Genomic DNA, 26,024 nt, shown 5'->3' with positions numbered 1-26,024 from the left:
AGATCCGCTGCACGCTGGTGTGGGACAGGCCTGTGACAGCGGCCATCGAGCGCACGCTCCACTGCGTCGCTCGCGGCGGCTTCTCAGGCAGGGTCATGTCGACAACCCGCTGGATCACCGCGGCCGTCAGGGGCTTGCGCCCTGGCGGGCGGGTGGCGTCCTTGAGAAGCCCGTCGACGCCCGCCTGCGCATAGCGGCGGCGCCAGCGCCTCACCGTCAGAGTGCTCGTGCCGACGCGGCCGGCGACCTCGGTAGCGCGCAGGCCCTCACCAGCCAGCAGAACAATCCGAGCCCGCCAGACGACCTTCTGGGATGTGTTGCGGTCACCGACCAAGCTCTCCAAGCGATCTCGATCAGCGGCGGGAACCTCAATGCGTTCGATCTTGCCCATCAGAGCAGGATCGCACGTCGGATCGGATTTCGGAATCACTCGTCAGTGACAGAACACTAGCTGCGGCACGGGCCTTGGTGAATGCGGGGCCAAGCTGAACGTTACGACGGATGGCTCGTAGCGGAATGTCAGGTCCTGGCGGATTTCGTTGAAAAAGTCGGCGCTCAGACTGGCTGAGACAGCGACAGGGCTTTGTTTGCTGAAGTCAGGGCCACGATGAGCTGAGCGTTTGGGCTTGCCTCAGGCCACCTGGGCCATCTGAGGCCCTGATGAAGTGATCAGCTTGGCAAGCTTTCTGAGGTTCTGGGCGGTGGCTGCCGGCAGAAACTCGTCCTGAGCCCCGCACCGACCGCGCAGCCGCAGGCGGCCCATCTTCAAGATCCGCTTGAGATGCGCAAACAGCATCTCGATAGTCTGAACGCAAATGACAAAAGCGGGTGGCTTCGCCATTTGGGCTGGTTGGAATGGCATAGCGGATCTCGACGTCACCATCCGTGACGATCACCCGCACCACCAGCCCCTCGATCAACTGCCGCTTCTGCTCCCACGTCGCATGCTCGAGCCCCTCCTGCACACGGCAGCAGAACTCGTCGATCGTCAGGCTCAAGCGTGCGATTTCGCCCTGGCGGTCCACCTGCGCCTGCAGTTGCTGCCTCTGGGCCCAAAGGCTGTGCGCCTTCTGCTCCAGGTCGTGACGTCGACGGCGATATTCCTCCAGGCCCACAACCTCACTCAGATAGGCCTCGGTCAGTCGCTCGATCTGCTGCTCCACGCTCACTTGCCCACGCTTCAAGGCATCGCGCCGGGCTTGGAGATCCTGAGGCAGCCAATGCCCGCCATGCGCTCGCTCCAACGCATGGCGGATGGCCTCCGGGTGGGTCAGCAAGCGGCACAGATCCGCCCAGACCAGGTTCTCAATCGGCTCGGCCGGGATAAAGCGCGAGCCGCACTTCGTCTCCCGGTAGGAGTGGAAAGCCGACAGCTTGCCGCGACAGCAATAATAGCGATAGGACGCTCGTAAGCAGCGACCAAAGCACGCCAACCCGCACACGCCACAGCTGACCAAGCCCCGCAACAGATAGCTCTGAGCCGTGTTGTTGCGGCCTGCGAAGTGTCGGTTCTGGGCGAGCTTGGCCTGCACGCGATCAAACTGCTCCTGAGTGACAATGGCCGGGATCGATGCCACGGCAATCCAGTCCTCCCGCGGTCGGATGCGTCGCGGCGTTGCCGTGCTCCCGGTCCGGCGGGCCTCCTGGATCCGCCCAGCATAGACCTCGCCCGTGTAAACGGGATTGGTCAGGATCCCCCGCAAGCTCGGCCCGCTCCAGCAGGTCCGGCTCCGCGGCGGCCTCACCGCATCCTGATGCAGCTTCCTGGCCAAGCCATAGAGACTGCGGCCCTCATCAGCATACCAGGCGAACATCTCGGCCACCACAGCGGCCTCGGCCTCGTCCTGACGCACGCCGACTGGATCGCGGGGGCGATCCGGATCAACGCGGTAGCCATAAGGCGGCCGGGTCCAAGGCAACAGGATGCCCGCCTGCAGCTTGCGCAGCCGGCCGCGCCGCATCCGCTCGGCAATCAGACTGCGCTCGTATTCGGCTACGGCCCCACGGATTTGCAGCAGAAGCTGATCGTGGGGATCCTGGCCCATCGGCCGGTCGAGAAAGTCGACCTGGCATCCGGTGGCCGTGATCTCCTCCAGCAGCAACACCTGATGCACATAATTGCGGGCGAGCCGGTCGGGAGTGGTGATCAGGATGCCATCCAGGTCCCGCATGGCGACCCGGTCCCGCAACCGCTCCAGTCCGGGCCGCTTGAGAGTGGCGCCGCTGTAGCCGTCATCGCGGAAGACGTTCTCGGGCGCGACGGTCCATCCGTGCTGGCGCGCATGCGCCTGCAGACGCTCCAATTGCTGGGCGAGGCCGTCCGCCTGGGCCTGGCGCTGGGTAGACACTCGTGCATAGATCCCGATCCTCATCGTGCGCCTCCTGTGTGGGAGGCCCGAGGCTGGCCGAGAACGCGGCGCCTGTTTGTACGGTGTGGGTCCAGGCCATCAGTTGCTGATAGGTCCGATCCCAGTGCCGCTGCCCGTCCGGGTGAGGCTGCCACACGCGATGCACCCGCCAGTCCCGCATCGTTGCCTCCTGCTGCAGATCTGTTCTGCGGCACAGGGCAACTCCCTGGCTGCGGTCGGCGCAAGCGCGACGGCAATCGCCACCAGTTCAGCTTAAGCTGCCCGAAGCGGCTCAGGCAGAATTTGTCATTTGTGATTAGACCATCTCAACGCGCTTGCGATCCTGACGTGACTGCTCAAAGGCTGGCGTACCCTTCAATGCGCGGGCGACTACCCGGGCATTCTCATAGATGCTGCGCGTGATCCTGCGTGCGGGCGTATTAGGACAGCACTGCTGCTTGAGGTGGCAGGGACCACAATCGAACGTGATGCCCAGGTAAATATGGGTCGTGCCCTCGTTCACGATCCGGCCGCTGGTGGTCAGGGTCTTGCCCTCAGGACAGGTGTAGGGGTCGGCCCCAGCGTCGTAGGTGAACTCTGCTCGTGAGAAGGTGCCGTCCTGGCGAGTGGATTTGTCGATCACCGGAACATGCGGCTCGATCTTCTGCTCCTCCACGAGCCAGTGCAGCATCTCGGCCTCGCCATAGGCGCTGTCGCCCGCCAGCCGCTTCGGCTTGAGACGGAAGCGTTCAGCCGTGCGCTCGAGCATGGTGCGGGCAGCCCCCGCTTCCGCCTGACGCACCGCGCGAGAGGCCTCCACATTCACGATCACAGCGGCCTTTAAGGCCGATGAGGTAGTTGTCGGCATAAGCAAAGAACGCGGGACCACGCATCGCGCCGGTCCACTGGGCGGCCGGATCAGAGGGCGAGACGAACTTCGGCTCAACGTCAGTGGCCGCACCAAAGGCGGCCTCGTCCAAGGTGGCGAGATACTCCTGCACCGCCTGTGGCGCTGCCTCAGTGTGGTCCTGCGCGACCCACTCACCCCCGGGAAGGGAACGCTGTTTGTTGGCATCGGCCTGGATCAGGCTGGCTTTGCGTGCAGTGGTATCTGGCCTGCAGCTGAGCCTCTGGAATCTGGAAGGGATGATGGCCAGGCGAGACATCGCTGCGAAACATGCTACGATTCTTCACTGGATTGTCCGCTACTCTTCCGTGGTGCTCGACCGCTTCAATACCGCTGCCATCAACCCGAGCGGGCCGCCAGCCGAGGCGCGGGGAGACAGCTCAAGGCCGAAGCCTCAGATGACGATGACGTCCGCCTGCGTGAGTTTGAGGTTCTTGGAAAGCGTTGCAAAGTGAACCGCCGCGCCTTTCCCGTTGCCGTCGGCATCGTAATAGAGCATGCCTTTCTTGCTGTTGTAGATGACGTGATCGTCGGCATCGGCCGCCTTGGTGCCGATCTTGAAGAAATCCTTCTTCAGCTTGCCAGCCTTGCCGAGCTTCTTGAACACCGCATTGTCGAGCCGGACCGTGTCGTCCTTTACATTGAAGTCGGCGACTCTGTCGACATTGGACTTGCCGAACTTCTTGTCGAACACGAACGCGTCCTTGCCCCTGCCGCCGCTGAGCAGATCCTGTCCGGCGCCGCCGTTGATCTTGTCAGCTCCCGCGCTGCCGGTAACCACATTGTCGAGCGTGTTGCCCGTGAGGCTGAGGCCCGAAGCGGCGCCTTCCGCCGATAGCACCTCGACATTCTGGGACAGAGTGTGGTTGACCGTCGTGGCCACCCTATCGGCTGCGCCGGCCGCATAGGCCTCGCTCACCTGATCGCCGGCATCGTCGACATAGAAGGTGTCATTGCCCATCGTGCCGACCAAAAGATCGGCACCCGCATAGCCGCGCATGGTATTGCCAAGGGCGCTGAGCAGGCTCTCGCTTGGCAGGGCGTCGGTGGAGATGCGCTTTTCGATCCCCAGTCCGGCGAGGAGCGTCTGCACATCCACGACGCCGTTGAAGCCGGTGCGGGCCGTGAAGCCGATGGTGGTGGTCTGCCCGGCGGCCAGCGCACCGTTCCACTCGACATTGTTCAGATCGTAGACCACACCCTCATCCCAGTTCGCCTCCGCGAGGGTCCTGGCGCCCCAGATGCTGTCGATGTTGAACTTGCTCTTGAGAAAGACGCCCCAGTCATTGACGCTCTCGTTGGCCGTGACCGTAATCTCGCCCTGGAAGCCGCCCCACCAGTTGTTGGTGATCCTGATGGCCGCACGGACCTCCTCCCCCGGTGCCGCCGGCGTGTAGGAAGTCAACGTCGCTGGTAGATCTACGCCCTCGCCGTCGTCGCCATAGATGAGATCGGCACCGCCGGCGCCGTAGAGCTTGTCGGCTCCCGATCCGCCAATGATGAGATCATCGCCGCCATTGCCGTAGCCAGTGTCGTCGCCCTGATCCCCGAGGAGTGTGTCGCGCACGTTGCCGCCGAAGAGCTGATCGTTGCCGCCGCGCCCGTTGAGGCCGTTCACGCCCTCGTTGCCATAGAGCCGATCATGGCCGAGACCGCCGATCAGGATGTCCTCACCGTTGCCACCGTAGAGGTCGAGCGGCTTGGCGGAGGAGATGATAGCGCTGCTCCTTGTCGCCGATCCTGAAGCACCCGCAGGCGCGTCTGCAGTCGGATGGGCCGCCGCAAGCTCGAGAAGCCTCGCGGAGGACAGGTCGCGCCGTCGGCGAAGACGATGGCGACATCGTCGGCGCTCGGACCCGGAAAATCGTTGAAGACGATTGCATCGCCGCCATCATCGAGGATAACCGCAATCTTGTCGTGGGGATCGGTTGGAATCCGGTTGCCGACCGTGCGCACGAACGTGAAGGAATCCACGTCGGCCAGCGTGTAGCCAGTCAGCCTGATGATGTCCTGACCCGGCTGAAAATCCCAGATCAGATCGACGCCGTCGCCCTTCTTGTAAAGGTACGTGTCCCGTCCATCGTTGCCGTAGAGATTGTCGCCGATGGTGACCCCGAGGGCGCCATCGGTCCAGCTGAGATGGCCGTCGTCCGTGCCGCCGACGATGACGTCGTCCCCGCCTTCGCCCTGCATCTCATCGTTGCCGAGGCCACCATGAATGGTGTCGTTGCCGTCACCCGCTTCGATCAGGTCGTCATAGCTGCCGCCGGGAAGCGTGACGATCGGTGTCGGGTCGACAGGCGGTGGCGTCGGATTGTCCGGCGTAGGATCCGTGGGGGTGGGATCGGGGGTGGGATCGGTCGGCACCGGGTCGAGCGGGACTGGATTGAGGATCTTTGGCGTTCCGGTCAACTGGCCGGCGAGCTTGAGGCTCAGAGCCCGTCCCTGGCCATTGTCGCTGACGCTAGTCAGGCGCAGTCCGAAATGCTGCTGCAGCACGAGGTCGAGGCTCAGCGGCACAGAGGAGGCGAGAGTGAACGTGGTCTCCTTAATGTCATCCTTGCCGATTCCGGAAGTACTGAACTCGATGCCGATGTCGAAGGGGCCGACAGCCTTGCCGACCTCGCCGCTCATGGTGACATCGCCTTGGACCTGCATCACCCCATTCGCCTTCACGGCGTAGTTGGTGACGTTCGCACCGCTGATCGACAGGCCAGCAAGGACGCTCTCGTTCGAGACGTGGAAGAACAGTCCCCGAAGATCCGCCGTATCCGGGCGGTCGATATCGTTCGCGATCACGTCGGTGACCTGGACGTGGAAATCGAGTCTGCCGTCAATTGTCTCGGTGACGGTGATGAGCGCGCCCGGCTCCCCGCTAATGAGGAAATCGATCGACTGGAGGGACGGAAACGACATGGAAGGACCTGATGGAAAAATATTCACCACCAAGGGATGTTTGCCTCGCAAGAGTCAACGCATTCCGAATGGCTCACCACAACGTGGTGATGAAACTCTGCTTCATAAAGTCGGGATCAGACTGTCTTTCCTCCAAGAATCACAATGTGTTAGATGCGAAGACCTAGAGATGGTTACTCCTGTGGCCAAGCGACGCAGAGCGGAGGCACGGCCTCGGCATTGGACGGAGTGAACTCCGCTCCTGGGTTCGATCTGATGTTCATTTTACAAGAGCAGCGCATCGTGCAAGCCGCCGATCCGTGATCGAGCTAAACTGGATTACCTTTCCGCACTCGAAGACTCAGGTAATGCGGACTTGATTTCGCAGTGATGAACACGCTGTCAGCAACGAACAGAAAGTCGAACTTCGCCTTCTCAGCAATTGTGGCCTGCTTTTTATGGTACGCGAAGTTAGTGCTCGCGTCCGGCTGCCTCCAGTCGCCCCATCCCGTGCCGACTCCGTGCAGCATGAAGCCCATTTTTAGTTGACGATCTTTCGGCATGGATTCGCTCCTGGTCGGGAATTCGCAACTTGGTGCACGATGTCATTCAAGACACTGCGAGGCGCACCTGGATCGTTCGGCAAACCGGACGAAAAAGCAATGAGCCGATGTTCTGAAGATGACTCCTGAAAGAGCATATATTCGTCTAGGAACTCGTGATTTGGAGAAAGTCGGTCTTCTCGTGAATACGTCAACTATTTGACCGTATATATCATTGAAGATTGGCCTGCCTCATGATGAACAAGCCCCTTAAGTATAACTGGCGCTGACCAGGAATCGGCCCCTTTTCTCTCCGGCCGAAGAACATTTTATCTATGCGTCCAACGATTTGGACATGAAACTTCTACGTGGAGAGCCTTTCTTATGGGCTTAACGGTCTTCGGAGGCAAAAAAGTTCTTCGTTTGACGATCTTTTAAAAGAACATTCTCGTTGACAGCTTGAGAGGATGAAAGCAACATAACCACGCTGTTTGAACAGATAGTCGCTCGATCAGCCGCGGTGATTTGAAGTGCACAGCTTGCTCCGCGAGAACAAACGCTAAAGCGTCACGATGCGTCCAATGCGCCTCGTGATCCGCATGAAGGATCGCGGTCATGATAATTCCGGTGCTGAACCTCACCCTACGGCGCTTGGCGCGTCGGGTTCGCAGCAGCCGCGACTGGTGTCGCCTCTAAAAGATCTTCCCAAGACTCCTTCCAGAACAATTCGTATGACTGCCAGTCGCATGCTGGCGGCAGGAGATCTGCGCCATGTCACATACCACGCATGTTATCGAAGTCGGAGACGTTACAGCCGGCATTGTCGTTGCCACTGAAGGCGGCTTCCGCTTCTTCGCCGCCAGTTTGACATTCAAGTCCCTCGATTTGGCGATCTTTCCCTCCATCGCACATGCCAGTCGGGCCGCACGCGAGAAATTTCCCAGACGTCGTTACTGAAGAGGCCGGCATGAACACCAAAGCTCTCTTGTTTACCGTCACCGCCATTGTGACCGTGCTCTTTCTCTCGGCATTCCGTGTGCAGGCGGCCAACGAAGACCCTCTCATGACGATGGAGCAGCTCGGGCGGAATCCTGGCGGTCTAAAGCATTGCGAACCGCACTGCGTTGGCGCGGACCTGTCCAAGGAACCGACGGGGGAGGGCTCTATGACCAGACTCAGCGGCGCGAGGTGTCCTGCTTGAGGCAGCTCGATGTCAAGACAGAACAGGCACCCACAACGGCCAGCGATACCCAGAACGTCTACGGAGACTGCGGTGGATTCCGAGCCAGAACATCACTCATGTCCACGGTGGTTCCCATTGTTCCTATTGGTCATGGGCATTCTCTCTGGGATTGCTTCTCAGATCGTGGCTTGACTTCATCCTGCCGAGTCGCTGCGACGGAACGGAAACATTCGCTTATCTAGCAGGCCTGTATCCAGATCGTTCGCGCGGACGGCAAATCTGGCTTGAGCTGAGCCTATAGCGGCTGTTCTATTGGCGTCCCGGCGCAATTTGCGCAGCGCGCTGCACTTTTGCATGCGCCGGGACGTAGACGAGCCTCCGGTGCCAGGCGCACCAGCTCGATCCCTCCGGTGTCGGGGCTCCGCAGCAGACGGCGCGCCGCGGATCGTCGGAGACGATGAAGCGGCACTGTCGCATCGCAGTCTTGAGCAGTTTCGTTCGGTGTCTAGGGTCGGGTTCTTGCATAACGGGCACTATGGCATGGCGGGGCGGATCAGCGGAAGTCTCGGGTCGCAACCCGGATGGCGGGCGCTTCGACCCGGTGTTCTGGCACCACGGCGGGCGGCGCGTCGAAACGGTCCGCCAGTCGAAGCCCGACTACAATCGAATGTCGGGGATGCCACAGGTCTCGGCAGGGGAACCGGATCGCGGTTGCGCGTGTTCGCGTACTATGAACTCATGCGGGATTAGGGCGCGAGATGCCGATGCCGAAGATGAACAACACAGGCCGCGCGATCCCTGCGACGCTGACGTTTTCGCAGCGCGAGAGCATCCGGACGTTGGGCGTCGCCTTGCGCAAGCTCTACAAGAGCTATCTGAAGGAGCGGCCGCCTGAGCAATTCCTGACCCTCATCGCCAAATTCAATGATGTCGACCGGGGGTCTTTTTCGGCCAACGACGCTTAGGTGTGATCCACGATTCGGGTGCCTTGGGGCGCGCTTAACCAAATGCTTCGCCGACAACGGCCATGAGCTGCGCCGATCTGTAGGGCTTCGCCAGGAAGTGGCCGTGGTCGGGAATATCGGTGTCCTGAAGCGTCGTGTGGCCCGACGTGACGAAAGGCCGAATGTCAGGCCAACGCTCGGCGACCCATGTGACCAAGGCCATGCCGTCCATCGATCCAGGCATGTGAATGTCGGTGAACAGCGCCGCAATCTCGTGAGCTCGGGCTTCCAGAAGCCTGAGCGCCGCGTCGGAATTGGCCGCCTCCAGAACCTCGAAGCCAGCATTTTCCAGCATATCGACCGCGTTCATGCGGATGATCGGCTCGTCCTCGACGACAAGGACGTAGCATGGAGCATAATCAGTCTTGGACATGATCGGCAGAAAGCCCGTGGCTGCGAGAGGGTTCCTGGCCTATGCGACGGTCCCCTGAACGGGGGAAGAGATGGCTAGGCTGTCGAGCGGAGCCGTGATGGTGCACACCACGCCCGTCGGCTCGTAGCGGAGTGTGACATCGCCGCCGACACCGCCCGCCAAACCGCGTGTGATCAGCCGCGACCCGAAGCCTTTGTGCTTGGGCTCGGTCACCGTCGGACCGCCGTGTTCCGACCAGCGCAAGGCTAGGCAGGCCGGGGTGTCCTCAGTCACAGTCCAGACCAAATCGACATGGCCCTGTTCGTTGGACAGCGCACCGTACTTGACCGCGTTGGTGGCGAGCTCGTGTAGGATCAGCGCCAGGGACAAGGCTACTTGCGGGCTGAGGCGCGCATCTGGGCCCCGGATGCGCAAGCGCTCCGGCTCCGAGATGCGCTGAGCCTCGAGCACGCTATGAACCAGAGTTCCGATCTCGGCCTCTTCCGAGCTTTTCGTAATGAGGAGGTCCTGGGCCTTGCCCAGCGCGACCAGCCGCGCCGCCAGGGTCTCGCGGGCCACATCCATGGACGGAGCGCTGCGCAGGGTATGGGAGGCAATCGCCTGGACCATGGTCAGCACGTTCTTCAGGCGATGGCCGAGCTCGTGATGAACCACCTCCAGTTCCTGCTCGGCCCGCTTGCGGCTGGTGATGTCGAGCATCGCGCCGATCATGCGCAGGGGCCGACCCGCCGCGTCACGCACCATATAGCCGCGGTCGAAGACCGTCGCGTAATGACCGGAGGCACACCGGAAGCGGTACTCGTGGCTCCATTCGTCACCAGCTCCGGCGATCACCGACCGAATGTGGTTCTCAACTTCTTGACGATCGTCCGGGTGGATCTGAGTCATCCGCCACTCGCCGCTCGGCTCGATCTCGTGCGGGTTGTAGCCATAGGCCGTGTAAAGGGCCTCATTCCACCGGGCATGGTTGCGCACGAGGTCCCAGTCCCAAATGGCATCGTTGGTGGCGCGGGTGACGAGGCTATAGCGCTCGACCGTCTCGCGCAGGGCGGCTTCAGCCTGGCGGCGATCCGTGATGTCGCGTGAAATGGCCAAGAGCTTGCCGGGCTGACCGTCAGGGCCGGCAATGGGCGTCACTTGGACGTCCCACCAGCGCGGCGTGCCCTTGAGCGTTTTGGCCAAGCCGCTAAAGCGCCCGGTGCCGCCAGCCCTGGCCGCTGCCATCGCCTTCTCAGCCGCGGCAACTCCGTCGTCCTCCCATAGGCTTGTCCACAGCCGGCCCTGGATGGCGGAGACGTCTTCCACCTCCATCCCCCGGAGACCGCCTTCGTTCATGAACTCGATCCGGCCCTCAAGGTCGAGGACTTTGATGCAGTCGCCTGAACTATCCAGGACGCCGCGCAGGAAGGCTTCGCTCTGGCGGGTCTTTGCCTCAGTCAGCCTCTGCTCGGTGCGGTCGCGCAGGATCTTGAGGTAGCCTTCGATGGTATTGGTCTCGTCGTTGACGAGCGGCATCAGGGAGCCATTGGCCCAGAAGCGCTCGCCGCCCTTCCTGACGTGCCAGCGCTCATCGGTTGCCCGGCCGTAGTCGCGCGCGTTGGCCATCTCCTGGGCCGGGGCTTCCGCGTCCTGATCCTCAGGGGTGAAAAACAGGCTTGTGTTCTGTCCCAGCGCTTCAGCCTCGGACCAGCCCAGCACGTGCTCCGCTCCGCTGTTCCAGCTGGTGATCCGCCCATCGAGATCGAGGGTGATGATGGCATAGTCGGTCGCGCTCTCGAGCAGGCTCTCGAGGAAGCGCTCGCGGTCGGACTGGAGCAGCTTACGAAGTAAACGGGTCGGCATTCGCGTTCATGGATGACGGAGCCTCGGATGGTTGGGGTTGTGGTTCGGCACCATTGATCCCGAGTGCGTCCTTGCATTCCTGGACCTGCAGGAGTCTCAAGGCAGCGCGGACCACCTCGCTGTTGTTCTGGTAACGCCCTGAGGCGACGCGTCCGGCGACGAAGCGTTCGAGTTCGGGGGTCAGCGAGACATTCATGGATTTGCGTATCGGCATGGAGGAAACCATGGCCATACTGGCAGCGCTGTGTCAAAGGCTGGTACAGCCCGGCTGCTACCGTATTGCCGCAGGGGACAGCTGCATCATTGTTCGAGGGCCCCTACAAGGCCCTGTCGGCCTCGACTCTGTGGAGCCTCAAGGAAAATTTCAGGCCGAGATTCGGGTGGCCGGCGGCTCGGGCCGCTAGGTGGATCGGAGGCGGTGTGGCAGCTTCAGGCAACCATCCGGCGCTGCGCGACGGGCCGCGTCTGCCGGCGCGTGCTCTGACACATTGTGCATGACGGTGGGTGCGGGAGGAGAGGGTTAGAGAGACCTTGGACAGGTGGCGCAAGTGGCACTAATGGCACGCGCTGGTAGGATCACTGAGCCAGTGCTCCTACCAGAAAAAACACTCAATTTTCGCTTCTAACGCCTTTAGCTCTCTGCTGCATCGCTCAAGACCACGGCGTGTGGGATACCATCAGGGCTACACTGCTACGGCCTCAGGGCACCAGTGCTTAGGTCTTGCCCGCCCGCTGCGACAGCTATCTAAGCAACGATTCGGCTATCGTCGCTGTCGAGGGATAGTCGTCCGCCAGCCGTTACGCACCGGAGCGAGACTTTTGAACGGTCGCCGGAAACCGGCGGCCTTCGTAGCGGCCTTCGTATAAGGCTGGGCGAGGCGCAGCAATGAAAGTTGCGGAGAACTGCGTCGGCACGTCGGAGTCGGTTGGGTGCTGAGGGCCGCAATGGGGGCATCTCGCGCCTGATCTTGCTGAGATGAGTATTTTTTCTCAGGCGTCATACCTAACCGCCCGTATTGTCTGATAGCATGACGCTCGCTATCCCCTTGGACGCACCCTCAAACGCGTAAGGGTTCAAGAATTGTCGCCGCCAAAACAGACGGCGGTCAACCTCTGATAGCGCGGCCTCATCGCAGACTTCTTCCCACTTGGCGCGAATGATCTTTACTTGGTCTGTAATGATTTTCTCGGCTTCAGCCCTATTGAGGAGGAAGGTGCCGGCGGCCTGGAGGCACACCTCCAGGCGGCTCATGCGGTTCTGGCCGAAAATGAGCATCGCCTGGCTGGCCTCGTTGCCGGCCCGGCCCTGTGGGCAGATGTCGTAAGCCGGCGTCAGGGTCAGAGATTGGCCGTCCCAAAAGGCGGCATGGTTGCGTGCGTGATCGTCGATGTTTCCGCACAGGACGTTGAATGTCAGCCGGCCGAACAGCTCACGAAGCGTACCCACCGGATCCTCGAAGCGCTGACGGATGATTGTCGCGAGGTCCTCATAGCTCGCGTAACGCCCCATCATCTCGTCGAGTCCGAACAGGGTGAGGGCTGAGACCATGGCCCGCCGGGTCCAGCCGTCAGCTTGACGAACGCGATCAAAGCGCTCCACCAGCAGGATATCTCTCCCCGCTGCCCGCACCAGACGCACAGGCGCGACCTTCAGCCCGGCGAGAGCGGCCAAGCGCATAGCGATAAACTCCCCTTTTACGACGTTGTAGACATCACTGCTGGATGAGAACTTGGCGATGAGACGAGTGTTACCGTCATCAACGAGCGCCTTCGGCCGCGCGCCCCCAAGCGCGCTACCGTGGAAGAGGGCCTGCTCCAACTCCGGTGTAATAGGGATACCTTGCTCGACCCGTTCAGCCGCCGTGAGCAGTTCCTCAAGCGAGGCGGCTTCTGCTCGCCGCGGAACGTAGACATCCGGTGAGGCTTGGAAGTCGAGCGCGCCGATCCGGTCAGAGCCGGACTCCAGAGCGTAAGTGAGTTCGTCGAGCCGCTCGACATCGACGTCCTTGCCTTGGAGGCCTAAGATCCGGTTCAGGATGACGCGCCGGCCCCACGCGTCCGGTGCGGCATCCCGGAGGCAGGCTGGCATTGAGAGTCCCGTTGCCGGCGGGTGTGCGCCCGGGCGGAGTGGAAGCTCGGGCGCGTAGATCGGGATCGCATCGTCCCTGCTGAGATAGCTGCGGCCATAATTGAAGGATAGGCGGCTACCATCCTGATAGAGGCGACCGGCGACCACGGGCTCTGAGGCGCCTGGCAGAAAGATCCAGAAAAGGCCTCTTTGGGGGAGTTAGAAATCATCATACACCGGCTTGTGCGAGTTGCGGACGGCGCGTGGCAGCAACATCAACTCCCGCTCATAGCGCTGGAGGTGGCTTGCGAGGGTTCCGCCGGTATCGTCGCCGAACAGCGGGACACCGACGATTGCGGCGACCTCGAACACAGCGCCGATAGAGCAAGCGGGGTCACCGCGCTCAATGCGGTACAACAGGGCGCGCGAGATCCCGGCGCGCGCCGCGAGATCTTCGGCTGTGATTTTGAGCTCCAGACGGCGGACTTTGATTAGATGCCCAAGGAGCTGGATGGCTTGGGCCGCTTGGCGGGAGTGGGTTTTCATTGATCGCTTCGGCATAGTTTGTCTCTTTAACACGACATATGGAGTGCCCACGTCTCATTTAAGAGACTTGAATATGCCCTATAGAAGCCCCGGATCCAAGAGGATAGTCTCATTAGAGTCGCATAAGATCCTCTTACGTCTTATTAATGAAACGAGACCCTCACGGAATCCACACAGGGGGCAAGCTCTTGAATGAATAGCCAGCAGGTAGGACGGCTGGGACCGGGGCTCCCCAAATAAGCCGAAACACGTTCCAGATTGCTCGCGTGGTTTAGCCCAAACACGCTAGTGATATCGATCAGAGATCGTCAGAGAGCGGTGGGAAGAGGCGGCGGAGCGGTGCGGTGGCGGCTCTGTAACCAACGGGTGTGACCATCGGCGCCGGTGCGCCGGGACACGCTTGGCGGCGAGAGCTCCGATGGCCTTGGCATGACGGTGGGTGCGGGAGGAGGGGGTAGAGAGATCTTGGATAGGTGGCGCTAGCGGCACTATTGGCACGCGCTGGTAGGATCCCTGTCCAGGAATCCTACCAGAAAAAACATCTCAATTTTCGCTTCTATGGCGAGGGACGGTGGACCTCGCTCGCGGCCGCCTCCGCGATAGGGCTGGAGACGCTGCATTGGCCCGACCAGTGGAGCGTCGGGCACGGTCAGCAGAGCGGCGGGATCGACCTTTCGCGGGATTGGAGCTGACGGTCGCGGTCGCCATTGGCTAAAGGTTCGCCGGAACGATGACGGCACCAAGGAGGGGACGCCAGCGGGTGCTGCCGGTGCGTCAGGCCCTTCGAGCGGTCATTCTCGACGACCTCCCGCCCCTCCATCACGAGCGGCTCGTCGCGCGGCGGCTCCGTACGGTCGATCATGACGGTGGTGAGGGGAAGGGCTGATCGAGGAAGAGATAAGTCTCGCAGGGACAAATGCCCCATGCCAGGGAACGGCATGGCAGACCTGCGTAGCAGCAGGTGGACCAGAGATTGAGGGGATCCCGCATCACGTCCCTCGACGGAACGGTGGGACCAAGCGGAAGGACGGACCGAGGACCGCTTGAGCGAGGGAGTCAGGACTGTCCCGGCGTCAGGCCGTGATGTCAGGCGCGTGCAGCCGGGGGTCAGCCAAGGCGAAGCGGAGCGCGTGAGAAGTTGATCGTACCATGTTCCGACGTAGCGACTCGGAGCTTGGCATGCGGCGTCTCCAGCAATGGCGTGGCCGCTTTGACCGCCACTCCTTCTGGTGTCAGCCGACAAGAGCCGCCTGATGGAGACGGAGCCTTTTTCCGTTGAGACATCGGGCATCGCAGGCGGCCTCTCAAGGGGCTGGTCTGATCGCAGGACGGCTGCGCCTCGATCCCTTGACCGCAACAGCGGGTCCGGACCTTTCGGTCCTGAGAGCCTTTTTCCCCGGCCTTTCGGCCTTCCTCGCGAGACAAAAAGGCCCTCCCCGCGCCGTCCTCCACGTGCGTTGCGGGCCTGCGGCTGCGGCGTGATCGCCTGACGATCCATCGACCGCCATCGAGGCCGCGCGGTGCGGCCCGACCAACAAAAAAGGATCACTCCCATGGCGACCATCGGCACCTTCAGGAAAACCGACAAAGGCTCCTACACCGGCACCCTCAAGACTCTTACCCTCACGGTCCGAGCCCACATCACCAAGAGCCCCAAGGCGAACGATCAGGCTCCCGACTACCGGATCTTCGTTGGCCCGACCGAATTTGGCGCCGCCTGGCTTAAAACCTCCCGCGACGGCCGCGAGTACCTCTCGGTCAGGATGGACGATCCGAGCTTTCCTGCTCCGATCTTCGCCTCCCTGGTCGAGGGAGAAGGTGACGCGTTCAGCCTCATCTGGTCCCGCCGCTCTGGCGAATGACTCTCTGGCCCCCGCCTCGCGGGCGGGGCACCATCCCCCTTCAGCATCGTACCTGAGAGAGCGCTCATGTCCGCCTTCGTTGTCTCGACTGCCCACATCGATACGATCGTCTCCGCCGCTATCGACCTCGAGTTCTTCGCCGCCCGCACCGACCACGGCACCCTCGAGCGGGTCTGCCACGAAACGGCGACCGCCTTCGGCAAGATGCTCCTGGCCGAGAACGTCCGCTCCGTTATCCACCGCTATCGCCTGACCGGCGGCGCCGAGGCCTTTGATTACGCCGAGCTCGTCGCGACCTACACGTTCAGGTACCGCCCCTGCGTCCGGGCCGGCATCGCTGCCAAGGCGCTGGACTGCTTCGATTATCAGTCCTGCGAGACCGACAACTACGAGAAGAGCCTTGCCTACGCCTTCACTTGCCGCATGGCGAAGGCCCTCAACAAGCACTTGGCCGGGTATGAGGCCGCCCCCTGGGGTATCGACGATCGGATTGCGGCAACGGCGCACTGACGTCGCCCAACTTGGCCCCGCCGCCCCGGCGGGGTCCTTTCCCCGCACGACACGGAGATCAGGACCAAGACCCACATACCGACCACACGTCCAGCGCCAAGCGATCAAACGACCCGACTACCGCAGCCCAGATGGAGCGATCTCTTATCATAAGTTTCGCATGCGCTTCCGGCACAATTCATTGCTCGACATCTACGGTGACCAGTGGTGCGCATTTTTCATCGACATGCAGTCCAAAGGGCAAGCCCGCACCTGCCGAACGGTGTCCGCGTGCCCTTTCACTAAGCTTGAGAGGTGCATCCGGCAGATGGAGGGGAATAATTACGACCTTCTGACCTGCTGGCTGAAGCGCGTCATGATCTCATTTTCGTTGGTGATTGACGAAAAGGTTGCTCCAAGTTTCGGGCAATTTTTGCTTGGGAAAATGGATAGCTTGTTTGAAGAGTTTAATCGACAAAACTCAAAGTAGGTGATTTCACTAAGTAGGAGGGTAGGAGAGGGCGCTACGGCCTTTGGCCTATCTGGCTCTACTCGCTTCGCTCACCGAGCCGCCTACGGCATCTCGGCCTATCGATAACGATCCAGGCGCGCACCAGCGCCACAATGACAACAGGGGAGGGTGACACTCCCCGTATCCTTGGGGGCAATAGGGTGTTCACGTTCCTAGCACAATTCTTCTTTGGCGAACCGCCTCAACAGCAAAGCTACGATCTTGCCCTGATCTACCGCTCTCCAAACTTGCATGCTTCTTTCATGTTCGGCCTCATCGTGCTCTGCATGTGTTTGGCTCCAGCAGTGCTGGCCCTCTGGAAGTCGCAGAGGCAGGGATGGGCGCTCGGGATCGGTCTAACCCTCGCCGTCGGGGCCGCCGTTGCGACAGGTGGCGTTTATGCTAGCGGGTACTCGGAGGCGAAATACCCGCGTCTTCAAGCGAACGCAGCCAAGCCCTTTTGAAGGGAGAGTCTGTCGTGGGATCGACGCCTCCATTGGTTGTGTATCTTCGTGCCTTCCTGACCCGGTAATTGTGCTCTTGGGCTCTTACATTGCATGGCAGCAATGGAGAACGGCCAAGGATAAGTTAGTCCTTGACCTGTTTGATCGACGGCTCAAATGGCTGAACATGTGTATTTAGCTGTGGCGCGATTTCTCGCCGCAATCCTGCCAGTGAAAGACTGGCTGAACTTGCATCCGGGAGCATCTGCAATTTGGGCATTTGTTGCAGCCGGCTTAGTTGGGTTCGCAGGCAATAACTGGACTAAATACTACGTCAGAGCTGACCGCGCCTGGACCGCTGTCATTGTCGGTGCGCTCACCATCCTTTTCGTCGCGCTCTCTGCCCCTTTCGGTCTTCTGAGCCTGATTTTCTCCTTCACAGGTGCGCAGATCTAGACGACTGCTTAACCATACTTCAGCGGCGATAAGGAAATGAAAGAGGCGGTGGGTTCAACCAGTCAGTGCACCATGATTGATTTCGTTGTGCTTCGGGAGAACTATCCATGGCGCGCATGGGTCGTCCAGGCTTATCGGCAGAGCAGAAACGGGAACTCTGGACCCGGTGGAAGGAGGGTTGGTCTCTCAGTGACATTGGCCGCGCTCTTGGCAAACATGCCGGATCGGTCTTCGGCATCGTCCTCGCCAAGGGAGGCATCGCTCCGCCTCTGAGGACACGGTCGAGGCTGTCATTGCGCCCAGAGGAGCGGGAGGAGATCTCACGTGGCCTGATGGCGGGTTGGTCGTTTCATCAGATAGCAGCCCAACTCGGTCGATCTCCTTCGACCATCAGCCGGGAAGTCAGTCGGAACGGAGGCAGACGAAAGTATCGTGCCACCAACGCCGACGAGCGCGCCTGGCAACAAGGCTTGCGACCCAAGCCTTGCCTGCTGTCCATACACCCATCGCTTCAGATGCTGGTAGCCGATAAGCTGCAGAACGAGTGGTCTCCTGAGCAGATCGCAGGTTGGCTCAAGACCGAATATGGCGATGCACAGGACCATGCGGGTGTCTCACGAAACGATCTATAAGAGTTTGTTCATCCAGGCCCGCGGTGTCCTGAAGAAAGAGCTGACCCGCCATCTGCGCAGCCGGCGGATCATGCGACGCTCCAAGACGGCCAGTACTACTGGGCAGCCGAGGGGACAGATCATCGACGCCATCTCGATCCAGGAGCGTCCGGCTGAAGTTGAGGATCGGGCCGTGCCTGGTCACTGGGAAGGCGACTTGCTCTCAGGCGGCAAGAACACCCACATTGCCACCTTGGTCGAGCGACAATCCCGGTTCGTGAGGCTCGTTCGGGTTGACGGCAAAGACAGCGAGAGCGTGGTGAAGGCTCTTGTGCGGCAGGTTCAACGGCTGTCTCAGGGATTGATGGCCTCGCTGACCTGGGATCGCGGGATGGAGCTTGCTTATCACAAGCGCTTCAGCGTCGCGACTGATGTTGACGTCTACTTCTGCGATCCCCAGAGCCCGTGGCAGCGGGGAAGCAACGAGAACACCAATGGCTTGCTGCGGCAGTACTTCCTGAAGGGTTCAGACCTGTCCGTGCACAGCCAAAGCGACTTGGATGCGGTCGCGCTCAGGCTCAATACCCGGCCAAGAAAAACCCTTGGCTTTCAAACGCCCGGAGCTACCCTGGCCAAAGCTGTTGCGCTCATCACTTGAACCCACTGCACTTTTCCTCCCTCTATGAACCATCGGGGAATGCGTCGACTCCGCACCTCGGAGCGCCGTTAACCATTCCCGGTGGAAAACGGTTAACGAGACCTTAACAGTGCTAAATGCGACTCCATAAACTGAGCTAAATGGAGCGAGAGGCACAGTGCAGGTTTCGACCCAAATTGCAGATCGGGAATTTACGTTCTTCACCTGGCGCGGAAAGGTCCGAACCGTCCTGACATTTGGACGCGGCAGCCGCACCCGCGAGATCCTGATTCAATCGAGAGACGGGACACGGCGCACCATCCGAGTGCAACCGTCGATCCGCATTGAGCCGGATCATGAAGTTTCACTTGTTTATGCGCGACGTTCCGGCCTCAAGAATGGCGTTCTTGTCGGATTGCTCGACCACACCAGCGACAGGCATTGCTCCATGCCGCAAGGCTATGTGCCGATTCGGTTAAAGCCCTCCCTGTTCGTCGACATCATGAAGGACATCGAGCGGTATTCCTTCCCTGGAACCGCGTTCCTCCTGACAGTCTTCGCAGCTGCTTGCATGTTGTTTGCAGGCGTGACCTACCCGCTCCTGACTTGGCTCATGATCGGCAGCGTGTTGACCGTCCTCCTATGGTCGTTCAACGAACTAGCAAAGTGGCAGTCCGAGACTGCCGACAACCTGCTTGTCTCAAGCACGGAAGAATTCTTGGAGCAGCTGGCGACCGCAGAGCGGATCGCCAACAGCCCCGAACCGTACGACAGCTATGGCGCGACGTGGGTTCTGGAAGGCAAGAAGACCTGGACCGCCCCGGCTCTTGAAATAGCTCCAAGCCAGCGGACAGTGCAGACCGAGCCCTATAAACCTCGCAGCGGCTACGGAGCTTTCTAAGGTCACAACCTGCCCACAAGACCCTCAGCGCACCTACGGCGCTTTATGGAGGCGCGGCGGCTTCGGGCCTGCTTCGCTTCGCTCCGGGCGCGCCTCCCGCTTCTCGCGCCTGGATAGCTTTCGCGGGAGGCCACGACTCCCCTTTCACAAAGCCGTCGCCGTTGCCGTCATTCACAGACTCATGCTTTAGGGGAGGGAAGAGAGGCGCGCGGCCCTCTCTCCCCTCGCAACCTGAAAATCCGGTCTCCCCATCCTTCGGGCCAAGGCCCTGCCAGGATCGCTTGACGCGCCCCTACAGCCGCATTGCGGCCTTCGGGCGGGGGATTCCCCTCTGGATTTTCAGGTTGCCCCCTCTCTCCCCGCTGTTCGCCACGAGGCAGGGGCGCAGGCGCTTGCGCCCCGAAACTAAGGAGAGAGAACATGACGATGACCACCGTTGCCCTGTCCAAGCTGATCCCGAGCGCGGCGAACGTTCGCCGCTACAATTCCGAGGCCGGGATTGAGGCTCTTGCCGCCGATATTTCCGCGCATGGCCTGATCCAGAGCCTCAACGTCAAACCGGCAGGGAAGGGGAAATTTGAAGTGTTGGCAGCTGGACGCCGCTTGCGCGCCCTCAAGCACCTTCAAACCAAGGGCGGCAGCATTCTCGGCGTGAAGGTGACGAAGGACTACCAAGTTCCCGTTCTGCAGGGGCCTGCCGAGGGTGTCACCGAAACGGAAATCTCGGCGGCTGAAAACTTTCGGCCATGCACCCCGCCGAGGAGATTGCCGCCTTCGGCAAACTCAACAAGGAAGAGGGCATTTCGCCGGAAGAGATCGCGGCGCGGTTCGGAATTTCACGTATGACCGTTCGCCGCCGACTGGCTCTTGCCGACCTCTCGCCGCGCATCTTGGAGGAGTTGCGTCAGGATAACATGAGCTTGGAACAGGCTCAGGCTTTGACCATCACTCACGATCACGACCGCCAGGAAGCCGCATGGTTCGGAGCGCAGCACTCTTGGAACCGGGAGCCGCGGCACCTTAAGCGCCGTCTGTCCGAGGAGCGTTTGAACCCGACCGACAAAATCTCGCACTTCATCCGCGAGGAGTATCTTGCAGCCGGGGGAGCTTTCGAGAGCGACCTTTTCGCCACCAAGGAGCAAGTCTATCTGATCGACAAGGAGCTTGCTTACACCCTCGCAGAGAAGAAGCTTGAGGCACTCCGCGAAACCATTGCCGCCGAGGGCTGGAAATGGGTCACTCCCGATTTCCCCTATTCGACCAGCAATCAATATGGCCGCATGTACCCGCAGAAGGTTGAGCATTCCGCCGAGGATCAAGCCAAGCTGGAAGAGTTGAGCGGCGAGCATGATAGGCTGGCCGCTCAGTTGGAGGAACATGACCTGTACGGCGACGAGGAAGCCGAAGACCTGACGCCCCAGCAACAGGAGATTGTGACGAGCTACAACAAGGTGAACAGTGCCATTGAGGCCATTCAGGACCGCGAGGAAGCTTTCACCGACGAGCAGAAGGCCGAGGCCGGAGCCGTCGTCACCCTCGACCATGTTGGAGAAATCAAGATTGAGCGCGGCTTAATCGCTCCGCAGGATCGCGCCGCCAATGAGACTAAGGCGAAAGCCGCCACGACCGCAAAGCAGATCGACGGCGACACCACCGAGCCAGAGGTTGAGATCGAGACAAACACCCTGTCAGCAGCCTTGACGGAGGACCTGACGGCGCACCGCAGCTCTCGCCGTCGAGCTTGCCAAGCGCCCCGACGTGGCAATCCTCGCCACGACCTATAGCCTCGCCCTACAGCACTTCTATAGCGGCTATTACGATACCTCGAAGCCGATCAGCGCCGTTCAGATCAAGCGCGAGACACCGCCGCGCCCGTCAGACGACATCGCGCAGACCCCGGCAATCCTCGCACTCGCAGCACTTGAGGCCGAGCGGAGGGAGCGCCTTCCGAAGAAGTCGGCAACGCTTTGGGACTGGTGCGCGTCCGCAACCCCCGAAACGCTTTTCAATCTCCTGGCCGTTGTGACTGGCTTGAGCCTCAACGCGACGCAGCAGCGCCACGAGAAGCGCCACACCCGCCACGAGAATGCGGACCAGATCGCCCGACGGATCAACCTCGATATGACGAAGCACTGGCAACCGGATGCAGCATTCTTCCGCCGCACCAGCAAAGCCTGCATGGCCGGCGCCATCAAGGAAGCCGCGAGCGAGAGCTACAGCACCATTGCGAAGGGCCTCCCGAAGCTTGGTAAGGCAGAGGCCATCGAGGCCACCGTTGACGCCGTGTCCGGTGGCGGTTGGTTGCCGACGCCTCTCAAGACCCCTCACATTGCCGCCCCGGTCAGCGCCCCGGAGCAGCAGATGGAGGAGGCGGCTTAAGCCGCCTCCCACTCAGAGCCCTTGCGCCGTCTCTCTCCCGGCGCAGGGGCTTTTCAGTTAGCAAATTGTTATTTTCCTCTTGCATTCAGTTAGCTATATGCTAACTATTTCCCATGAAGCAGATCGCTTACAGCAAATCAGCCCTCAAGACCCTTCGCCGGATTCCGGCGAATATCGCGGCCACGATCAGGGGCAAGATTGAGCAGTACGCCGCCGATCCTGCTTCGCTCTCAGCCAATGTGACAAAGCTTCAGGCGCGCGAGGGCTATCGGCTGCGAGTTGGTGACTGGCGCGTGATCTTCGATGAGGACGGCAACGTTCTTGCCATCCTGGAAATCGGCCCCCGGGGCGGAATTTACGGTTAGGAGATGAGCATGAATAAGCCCGACATTATCACAACCCCGAGCGGTGACCGTTTGGCGATCATGCCGCTTGCGGATTATGAAAGTCTTGTCGCCTCGGCGGAACAGTCTGCCGACGTGCGCGCCTATGATGAGGCAAAGCGCCGGATCGCCAGCGGCGAAGATGAGCTTGTCCCGGCCGAGTTTGCCAACCGCATTCTCGACGGCGAGAGCCCGGTTCGTGTTTGGCGCGAGTATCGCGGCATGAGCGCGAAAGACCTCGCGGCCAAGACCGGTCTCAGCCCGGCGTATATCAGTCAGATCGAGACTGGCGACCGCGACGGCAGTTTCGAGACCATGAAGAAGATCGCGCAAGCTTTATCAGTATCTCTCGACGATCTTGCTTGATCGACCGGGATCGAACACGCTCCTCCGCCCCTTGCGCCGTCTCTCCCGGCGCGAGGGCTTTTCACAAAGCTCCGAGTAGCAGGGGAGAGCAGGCCCTCCTGCTTCCACACAGCCGCCGCCGTAAACGGCGGCATCTTTTTTGCAGATCCCCAATGCCCAAAGAGGAAGTGCTATCGCACCCTCTCCCGCCTAATTTTTGCGGCATGGCGAGCTTAGGACCAGAGCAGATCGAGGCAGAGGCAAGGGCTATCCTGTCGCGCAGGATTGAGCGCCTTGGATGGTTCCCCGGCTTGTCCGAGGAGGAGCGCCGGGAGCGGATCGCCCAGGGCGTTGAGCTCTACTGGCCTACAATGGTGCAGGAGGCGGCGCATAGCCTCTTAGACGGGCTGAAAGAGGGCAGATCCCATGAGTGACATCTATTGGAAGCTCACCAGCATCGTTTGGGGACCAGACGCAGGCGACGCAACCGACTTCACGGCCATTGATCCAGAGAAGCCGGGTGATGCAGCATCCGCACGGACCCGAGAAAGGGCTATGGGTCTGGTCCATGACATGTACGCACCCCGGCCCTCGTTTTCCATTCCCAACCAGTGGGACGGAAGCACGGCGCGGCGAAGCAGGACGCCGCGTCATCGAGTGCTACCGCCGCATGGCGAGCTTCTATGACGTCTCGCGACCGGCTCGCCCATCATTCTAGCGGCCACGGCTGACGCCGTGAGGTTCACAGAATAGCCCATCTATGCGGCGGCCGCCTTTGGGCGGCCGGTTCATGGCTCTTGTGTCGGCAGGAGGGGAGAGGCGCGCGCGGCCCCCTCTCCCCAGCAACCCCGAAAACCGGTTTCCCCATCGTTCGGTCTGTCAGGCCGGGCCTGCCATCCCTGCACGACCGCTCTCCGGCGGCCCTCCAGGCGCTTTCACGCCTTCCGGGTGGGCGATCCCTGTTCCACTGCTGCGGCTCCTCGCGGGGCGTCTATGATCGCGGTGGGCTGGTCTGTCGGGAGCCACCTGGTGATCCTGCGCCGCGAGCGCCCAGAGGGGACACGTGCCCCGACGGATCAGCCGCGATCGACGCCCCGTGGGGAGTTTGCGCCTTCGAGCGCCAGAACAGGGCCGGCGAGGATCGTGGCTGCCCGCAGCACAAGGAGGAGAACGAGTGGACCATATTCTCGCTTATGTCGGGGTCGATTGGGCCTCCGAGACACACTACGCCTATGCTCTGGACGCCCACGGCTCCAAGCTTGGTCACCGATCCTTCGCCCATAGCGGCGACGGTCTGGCCGAACTGTCGAATTGGATCAGAGCTACGACAGGGGCGGAGCCGCATCACATTGCCATCGGCATTGAGGTCCCGCATGGCCCGGTGGTCGAGAGCTTGATGGACGCGGGCTTCCAGGTCCATGCCGTCAATCCCAAACAGCTGGACCGGTTCAGGGATCGCTTCACCATGGCCGGAGCCAAGGATGATCGGTTGGATGCCTACGTTCTCGCGGACGCTTTGCGGTCTGACGGTAGGCTCTATCGCCATCTCGAGCCCATGCACCCGACGATCGTCGAGCTGCGGGAATGGTCGCGTATAACGGAAGATCTGTCCGTTGAACGCAATCGTCTCGCTAACCGGTTCCGGCATCAGCTCTGGCGGTATTATCCGCAGGTGCTGGATCTAGCAGAGGACTGGTCATCGCCATGGGTTCTGGACCTTTGGGACCTGATCCCAACGCCAGAGAAGGCAAAGCGGACAAGATCTGCAACCGTCGCAAAGCTTCTGTATAAGAGCCGGGTGCGGAAGTGGACGAGCGAGACCCTGCTGGCCCACTTGCAGCGGACGCCGATTACCGTTGCTCCGGGCGTGACGGAAGCGTGTGTCGCGCATTGTCAAATTATCCTCGCACGTCTTCGGCTCGTGTTGGATCAGATCAAGATCGCAATGAAGCAACTGGAGCGGTTGTGTGCCGCAGTAGCGGATCTTCCCCACGAGCAGGATGCCGTCGGCCGCACTCATTGTGATCCGGACATCTTGCGGTCATTGCCAGGAGTAGGCCCGATCGTCCTGGCCGCGCTGCTGTCGGAGGGTCATGACGCGGTTGTCCGGCGCGATGCCTCAGCCCTGCGTGCGCTGGCAGGAGTCGTGCCGGTGACACGTCGAAGCGGAAAACAGTACACGGTGGTGATGCGCAAGGCCTGTCCGCGCCGGCTGCGGACAGCCGTCTATCATTGGGCCAGGGTCGCGGTGCTGCACGACTGTCACAGCCGGGTCCGATATGCCAGCCTACGAAAGTGTGGTCATTCGCACGCGCGAGCACTGAGATCCATCGGAAGCCGGCTGATTGGCGTCGCCTGCACCATGCTGCGAACCGGTGAGCTCTTCGATCAAGATCGGATCCCCCAGGCCATCTCATAGACGCACGATGAGACGCAGGTCGATGACACGGTGCTGTGATGCACCGCGAACACCAACGTGTGCCCAAAGGGCACTCGCCAAGCTGTAGAAATCGGTCCGTTGGCGCCGGTGACTTAGGGCTCCGCCCTCGGCGCGCTTCGCATCGCCTTCCGCCCAGCTTCGGTCGCGGTGCTCCCTGCAGCTGGTTCCCCGCGAAGGCGCCCCTCCGCTTGCACACCCGCTGCTCGCCGCGAGGCAGGGATGCAGCAGCAGTGCTGCATCCCACCCGATAGCGGGATGAGAGATGGAAAAAGAGCTTGAAAAAGGTGGGGAGTCCCCTCCGGCACTCAGGATTGCCCCCCTCTCTCCCCGCTGTTCGCCACGTGGCAGGGGCGCAGGCGCAGGCGCTTGCGCCCGAGAAGGAAGGAGAGAGCCAGAATGGTAACGATCACAACCCCTAATCCTCGGATCGCCAGTCTTTTCTATGAGGACGAGTGGAGCCAGTTGCTCAAGAACGGCGAGCGTGCCAATCGCGAGACGACCGACCCCGTTCCGGTCGTGAAACTCTTCACGCTCATGCGGACTGGGTGTGGCTTGTGACCGAGATCCATCCCGACGACGGGCAGACTCTCCCGGTCATGGGTTATTTCTGCCTGTCGGAGATCACCCGCCCCTCAGAACCCCTGGTCTACAAAGACCTCAATTTCCGCTTCCGCCCCAAGCGCCCCCTCTCGGAACACTGCGCCGAGGCCGCAAAAGCAGGCTCCATCACGGTCTAGTACTACAGCCGGGGCTTGTGCGTTGTCTTAGACACGGAGGTGTCGCGCCATGACAGACGCAAGCGAGGCCCACCGCTGGGCCGATCAGTTGGACGATCTCGTCACCCGCATTGCTCCCCGCT

Annotated in this window: 27 protein-coding genes and 6 pseudogenes; 19 read left to right on the top strand and 14 right to left on the bottom strand. The window is 61.2% G+C overall.

Going from position 1 to position 26,024, the window contains the following annotated elements:
* The 4 genes and pseudogenes from FS320_RS18505 to FS320_RS18490 form a co-directional block, all read right to left on the bottom strand.
* Window positions 1–391, bottom strand: a 391-nt coding sequence (locus FS320_RS18505; protein WP_152713225.1) for a helix-turn-helix domain-containing protein, incomplete at its 3' end; no start/stop codon positions are given.
* Between the two features lie 240 nt (window positions 392–631).
* A pseudogene (locus tag FS320_RS18500) lies at window positions 632–802 on the bottom strand (IS5/IS1182 family transposase); the annotation flags it as partial.
* 541 nt (window positions 803–1,343) lie between these two features.
* Window positions 1,344–2,372 (bottom strand): annotated as a pseudogene (locus tag FS320_RS18495) (recombinase family protein); the annotation flags it as partial.
* A gap of 295 nt (window positions 2,373–2,667) precedes the next feature.
* Window positions 2,668–3,442: pseudogene (locus FS320_RS18490) on the bottom strand (transposase); the annotation flags it as partial.
* Window positions 3,443–3,447: 5 nt separating this feature from the next.
* On the opposite strand from FS320_RS18490, the pseudogene FS320_RS47995 reads away from it, so the two are divergent.
* Window positions 3,448–3,584 (top strand): annotated as a pseudogene (locus tag FS320_RS47995) (IS6 family transposase); the annotation flags it as partial.
* Window positions 3,585–3,649: 65 nt separating this feature from the next.
* Here FS320_RS47995 and FS320_RS18485 read toward each other — a convergent pair.
* The 3 genes from FS320_RS18485 to FS320_RS18475 form a co-directional block, all read right to left on the bottom strand.
* Window positions 3,650–4,873, bottom strand: coding sequence for a cellulose binding domain-containing protein (locus FS320_RS18485; RefSeq protein ID WP_152713289.1), 1,224 nt, complete (start codon window positions 4,871–4,873; stop codon window positions 3,650–3,652).
* Window positions 4,874–4,914: 41 nt separating this feature from the next.
* A complete protein-coding gene (locus tag FS320_RS18480; protein ID WP_152713288.1) occupies window positions 4,915–6,171 on the bottom strand; it encodes a calcium-binding protein in 1,257 nt (418 codons plus the stop codon).
* A gap of 308 nt (window positions 6,172–6,479) precedes the next feature.
* Complete coding sequence (locus FS320_RS18475) at window positions 6,480–6,713, bottom strand: hypothetical protein (RefSeq protein WP_202882872.1); 234 nt, start codon at window positions 6,711–6,713, stop codon at window positions 6,480–6,482.
* A gap of 750 nt (window positions 6,714–7,463) precedes the next feature.
* On the opposite strand from FS320_RS18475, the gene FS320_RS18470 reads away from it, so the two are divergent.
* Window positions 7,464–7,649 (top strand): hypothetical protein, encoded by a 186-nt coding sequence (locus FS320_RS18470; RefSeq protein ID WP_152713287.1) that lies wholly within the window; start codon window positions 7,464–7,466, stop codon window positions 7,647–7,649.
* Window positions 7,650–7,659: 10 nt separating this feature from the next.
* The gene (locus FS320_RS18465) at window positions 7,660–7,893 is read left to right on the top strand and encodes a hypothetical protein (protein WP_152713286.1); all 234 of its coding nucleotides are present in this window, start codon (window positions 7,660–7,662) and stop codon (window positions 7,891–7,893) included.
* A gap of 291 nt (window positions 7,894–8,184) precedes the next feature.
* Here FS320_RS18465 and FS320_RS18460 read toward each other — a convergent pair.
* Window positions 8,185–8,496 (bottom strand): annotated as a pseudogene (locus FS320_RS18460) (GcrA family cell cycle regulator); the annotation flags it as partial.
* Window positions 8,497–8,639: 143 nt separating this feature from the next.
* On the opposite strand from FS320_RS18460, the gene FS320_RS18455 reads away from it, so the two are divergent.
* Window positions 8,640–8,840, top strand: a complete 201-nt coding sequence (locus FS320_RS18455; RefSeq protein WP_152713284.1) for a hypothetical protein — start codon at window positions 8,640–8,642, stop codon at window positions 8,838–8,840.
* 34 nt (window positions 8,841–8,874) lie between these two features.
* On the opposite strand, the gene FS320_RS18450 is transcribed toward FS320_RS18455, so the two are convergent.
* The 6 genes from FS320_RS18450 to FS320_RS45220 form a co-directional block, all read right to left on the bottom strand.
* Window positions 8,875–9,252: a response regulator gene (locus tag FS320_RS18450; protein ID WP_152713283.1), complete on the bottom strand. Its 378-nt coding sequence runs from the start codon at window positions 9,250–9,252 to the stop codon at window positions 8,875–8,877.
* A gap of 39 nt (window positions 9,253–9,291) precedes the next feature.
* Window positions 9,292–11,094 carry a sensor histidine kinase gene (locus FS320_RS18445; protein WP_152713282.1) on the bottom strand — a complete coding sequence of 601 codons (1,803 nt, stop codon included), beginning with the start codon at window positions 11,092–11,094 and terminating at the stop codon, window positions 9,292–9,294.
* Window positions 11,072–11,308 carry a type II toxin-antitoxin system ParD family antitoxin gene (locus FS320_RS18440; protein WP_162866289.1) on the bottom strand — a complete coding sequence of 79 codons (237 nt, stop codon included), beginning with the start codon at window positions 11,306–11,308 and terminating at the stop codon, window positions 11,072–11,074. The genes FS320_RS18445 and FS320_RS18440 overlap by 23 nt, the downstream gene beginning before the upstream one ends.
* Window positions 11,309–12,097: 789 nt before the next feature.
* Window positions 12,098–13,330, bottom strand: a complete 1,233-nt coding sequence (locus tag FS320_RS18435; RefSeq protein WP_338105403.1) for a type II toxin-antitoxin system HipA family toxin — start codon at window positions 13,328–13,330, stop codon at window positions 12,098–12,100.
* Between the two features lie 51 nt (window positions 13,331–13,381).
* Entirely contained in the window at window positions 13,382–13,723 is a 342-nt protein-coding gene (locus FS320_RS18430) for a helix-turn-helix transcriptional regulator (protein ID WP_152713280.1), read from the bottom strand.
* A 634-nt stretch (window positions 13,724–14,357) separates the two neighbouring features.
* Window positions 14,358–14,570: a hypothetical protein gene (locus FS320_RS45220; protein WP_153885317.1), complete on the bottom strand. Its 213-nt coding sequence runs from the start codon at window positions 14,568–14,570 to the stop codon at window positions 14,358–14,360.
* 691 nt (window positions 14,571–15,261) lie between these two features.
* Between FS320_RS45220 and FS320_RS18425 the strand changes: the two genes are divergently transcribed.
* The 15 genes and pseudogenes from FS320_RS18425 to FS320_RS47985 all read left to right on the top strand — a co-directional run bounded on the left by FS320_RS18425 (window position 15,262) and on the right by FS320_RS47985 (window position 25,902).
* Window positions 15,262–15,570, top strand: coding sequence for a DUF736 domain-containing protein (locus FS320_RS18425; RefSeq protein ID WP_152713279.1), 309 nt, complete (start codon window positions 15,262–15,264; stop codon window positions 15,568–15,570).
* A 66-nt stretch (window positions 15,571–15,636) separates the two neighbouring features.
* The gene (locus FS320_RS18420) at window positions 15,637–16,080 is read left to right on the top strand and encodes a hypothetical protein (RefSeq protein ID WP_152713278.1); all 444 of its coding nucleotides are present in this window, start codon (window positions 15,637–15,639) and stop codon (window positions 16,078–16,080) included.
* Window positions 16,081–16,240: 160 nt separating this feature from the next.
* The gene (locus FS320_RS18415) at window positions 16,241–16,549 is read left to right on the top strand and encodes a hypothetical protein (protein WP_152713277.1); all 309 of its coding nucleotides are present in this window, start codon (window positions 16,241–16,243) and stop codon (window positions 16,547–16,549) included.
* Between the two features lie 641 nt (window positions 16,550–17,190).
* A complete protein-coding gene (locus FS320_RS18410) occupies window positions 17,191–17,469 on the top strand; it encodes a hypothetical protein (RefSeq protein ID WP_152713276.1) in 279 nt (92 codons plus the stop codon).
* A 107-nt stretch (window positions 17,470–17,576) separates the two neighbouring features.
* Window positions 17,577–18,738 (top strand): annotated as a pseudogene (locus FS320_RS18405) (IS30 family transposase).
* 157 nt (window positions 18,739–18,895) lie between these two features.
* Window positions 18,896–19,618 (top strand): hypothetical protein, encoded by a 723-nt coding sequence (locus tag FS320_RS18400; protein ID WP_162003080.1) that lies wholly within the window; start codon window positions 18,896–18,898, stop codon window positions 19,616–19,618.
* Between the two features lie 420 nt (window positions 19,619–20,038).
* Window positions 20,039–20,464 carry a ParB/Srx family N-terminal domain-containing protein gene (locus FS320_RS18395; RefSeq protein WP_152713275.1) on the top strand — a complete coding sequence of 142 codons (426 nt, stop codon included), beginning with the start codon at window positions 20,039–20,041 and terminating at the stop codon, window positions 20,462–20,464.
* Window positions 20,365–21,402, top strand: a complete 1,038-nt coding sequence (locus tag FS320_RS18390; RefSeq protein ID WP_152713274.1) for a ParB/RepB/Spo0J family partition protein — start codon at window positions 20,365–20,367, stop codon at window positions 21,400–21,402. The genes FS320_RS18395 and FS320_RS18390 overlap by 100 nt, the downstream gene beginning before the upstream one ends.
* Complete coding sequence (locus FS320_RS18385; RefSeq protein WP_152713273.1) at window positions 21,377–21,997, top strand: hypothetical protein; 621 nt, start codon at window positions 21,377–21,379, stop codon at window positions 21,995–21,997. Before FS320_RS18390 ends, FS320_RS18385 begins: the two co-directional genes overlap by 26 nt.
* Window positions 21,998–22,110: 113 nt before the next feature.
* Window positions 22,111–22,362 carry a type II toxin-antitoxin system RelE family toxin gene (locus tag FS320_RS18380; RefSeq protein WP_152713272.1) on the top strand — a complete coding sequence of 84 codons (252 nt, stop codon included), beginning with the start codon at window positions 22,111–22,113 and terminating at the stop codon, window positions 22,360–22,362.
* Window positions 22,363–22,371: 9 nt separating this feature from the next.
* On the top strand, window positions 22,372–22,746 hold the full coding sequence (locus FS320_RS18375; RefSeq protein WP_152713271.1) for a helix-turn-helix domain-containing protein: 375 nt from the start codon (window positions 22,372–22,374) through the stop codon (window positions 22,744–22,746).
* 203 nt (window positions 22,747–22,949) lie between these two features.
* On the top strand, window positions 22,950–23,159 hold the full coding sequence (locus tag FS320_RS18370; protein WP_152713270.1) for a hypothetical protein: 210 nt from the start codon (window positions 22,950–22,952) through the stop codon (window positions 23,157–23,159).
* A gap of 740 nt (window positions 23,160–23,899) precedes the next feature.
* Window positions 23,900–25,144 (top strand): IS110 family RNA-guided transposase, encoded by a 1,245-nt coding sequence (locus FS320_RS18365; RefSeq protein ID WP_162003081.1) that lies wholly within the window; start codon window positions 23,900–23,902, stop codon window positions 25,142–25,144.
* A 417-nt stretch (window positions 25,145–25,561) separates the two neighbouring features.
* Window positions 25,562–25,723, top strand: coding sequence for a DUF2958 domain-containing protein (locus FS320_RS47990; protein ID WP_152713269.1), 162 nt, complete (start codon window positions 25,562–25,564; stop codon window positions 25,721–25,723).
* Window positions 25,720–25,902 (top strand): DUF2958 domain-containing protein, encoded by a 183-nt coding sequence (locus FS320_RS47985; protein ID WP_162003082.1) that lies wholly within the window; start codon window positions 25,720–25,722, stop codon window positions 25,900–25,902. The genes FS320_RS47990 and FS320_RS47985 overlap by 4 nt, the downstream gene beginning before the upstream one ends.
* Window positions 25,903–26,024 lie beyond the last annotated feature (122 nt).

This window comes from Microvirga tunisiensis (assembly GCF_009296175.1).
GTDB classification, from domain to species: Bacteria; Pseudomonadota; Alphaproteobacteria; order Rhizobiales; family Beijerinckiaceae; genus Microvirga; species Microvirga tunisiensis.
The sequence above is the reverse complement of the archived record's forward strand: the minus strand, read 5'-3'. Positions and strand labels throughout refer to the sequence as shown.

Coding starts and splice junctions, on each gene's coding strand:
- FS320_RS18470 (WP_152713287.1), top strand. CDS start 7,464: ATGTCACATACCACGCATGTTATCGAAGTCGGAGACGTTACAGCCGGC.
- FS320_RS18380 (WP_152713272.1), top strand. CDS start 22,111: ATGAAGCAGATCGCTTACAGCAAATCAGCCCTCAAGACCCTTCGCCGG.
- FS320_RS18375 (WP_152713271.1), top strand. CDS start 22,372: ATGAATAAGCCCGACATTATCACAACCCCGAGCGGTGACCGTTTGGCG.
- FS320_RS45220 (WP_153885317.1), bottom strand. CDS start 14,570: ATGATCGACCGTACGGAGCCGCCGCGCGACGAGCCGCTCGTGATGGAG.
- FS320_RS18455 (WP_152713284.1), top strand. CDS start 8,640: ATGCCGAAGATGAACAACACAGGCCGCGCGATCCCTGCGACGCTGACG.
- FS320_RS18430 (WP_152713280.1), bottom strand. CDS start 13,723: ATGCCGAAGCGATCAATGAAAACCCACTCCCGCCAAGCGGCCCAAGCC.
- FS320_RS18450 (WP_152713283.1), bottom strand. CDS start 9,252: ATGTCCAAGACTGATTATGCTCCATGCTACGTCCTTGTCGTCGAGGAC.
- FS320_RS18425 (WP_152713279.1), top strand. CDS start 15,262: ATGGCGACCATCGGCACCTTCAGGAAAACCGACAAAGGCTCCTACACC.
- FS320_RS18395 (WP_152713275.1), top strand. CDS start 20,039: ATGACGATGACCACCGTTGCCCTGTCCAAGCTGATCCCGAGCGCGGCG.
- FS320_RS18480 (WP_152713288.1), bottom strand. CDS start 6,171: ATGTCGTTTCCGTCCCTCCAGTCGATCGATTTCCTCATTAGCGGGGAG.
- FS320_RS18370 (WP_152713270.1), top strand. CDS start 22,950: ATGGCGAGCTTAGGACCAGAGCAGATCGAGGCAGAGGCAAGGGCTATC.
- FS320_RS18445 (WP_152713282.1), bottom strand. CDS start 11,094: ATGCCGACCCGTTTACTTCGTAAGCTGCTCCAGTCCGACCGCGAGCGC.
- FS320_RS18465 (WP_152713286.1), top strand. CDS start 7,660: ATGAACACCAAAGCTCTCTTGTTTACCGTCACCGCCATTGTGACCGTG.
- FS320_RS18390 (WP_152713274.1), top strand. CDS start 20,365: ATGCACCCCGCCGAGGAGATTGCCGCCTTCGGCAAACTCAACAAGGAA.
- FS320_RS18440 (WP_162866289.1), bottom strand. CDS start 11,308: ATGCCGATACGCAAATCCATGAATGTCTCGCTGACCCCCGAACTCGAA.
- FS320_RS47990 (WP_152713269.1), top strand. CDS start 25,562: ATGGTAACGATCACAACCCCTAATCCTCGGATCGCCAGTCTTTTCTAT.
- FS320_RS18415 (WP_152713277.1), top strand. CDS start 16,241: ATGCGCTTCCGGCACAATTCATTGCTCGACATCTACGGTGACCAGTGG.
- FS320_RS18410 (WP_152713276.1), top strand. CDS start 17,191: ATGGCTGAACATGTGTATTTAGCTGTGGCGCGATTTCTCGCCGCAATC.
- FS320_RS18420 (WP_152713278.1), top strand. CDS start 15,637: ATGTCCGCCTTCGTTGTCTCGACTGCCCACATCGATACGATCGTCTCC.
- FS320_RS18475 (WP_202882872.1), bottom strand. CDS start 6,713: ATGCCGAAAGATCGTCAACTAAAAATGGGCTTCATGCTGCACGGAGTC.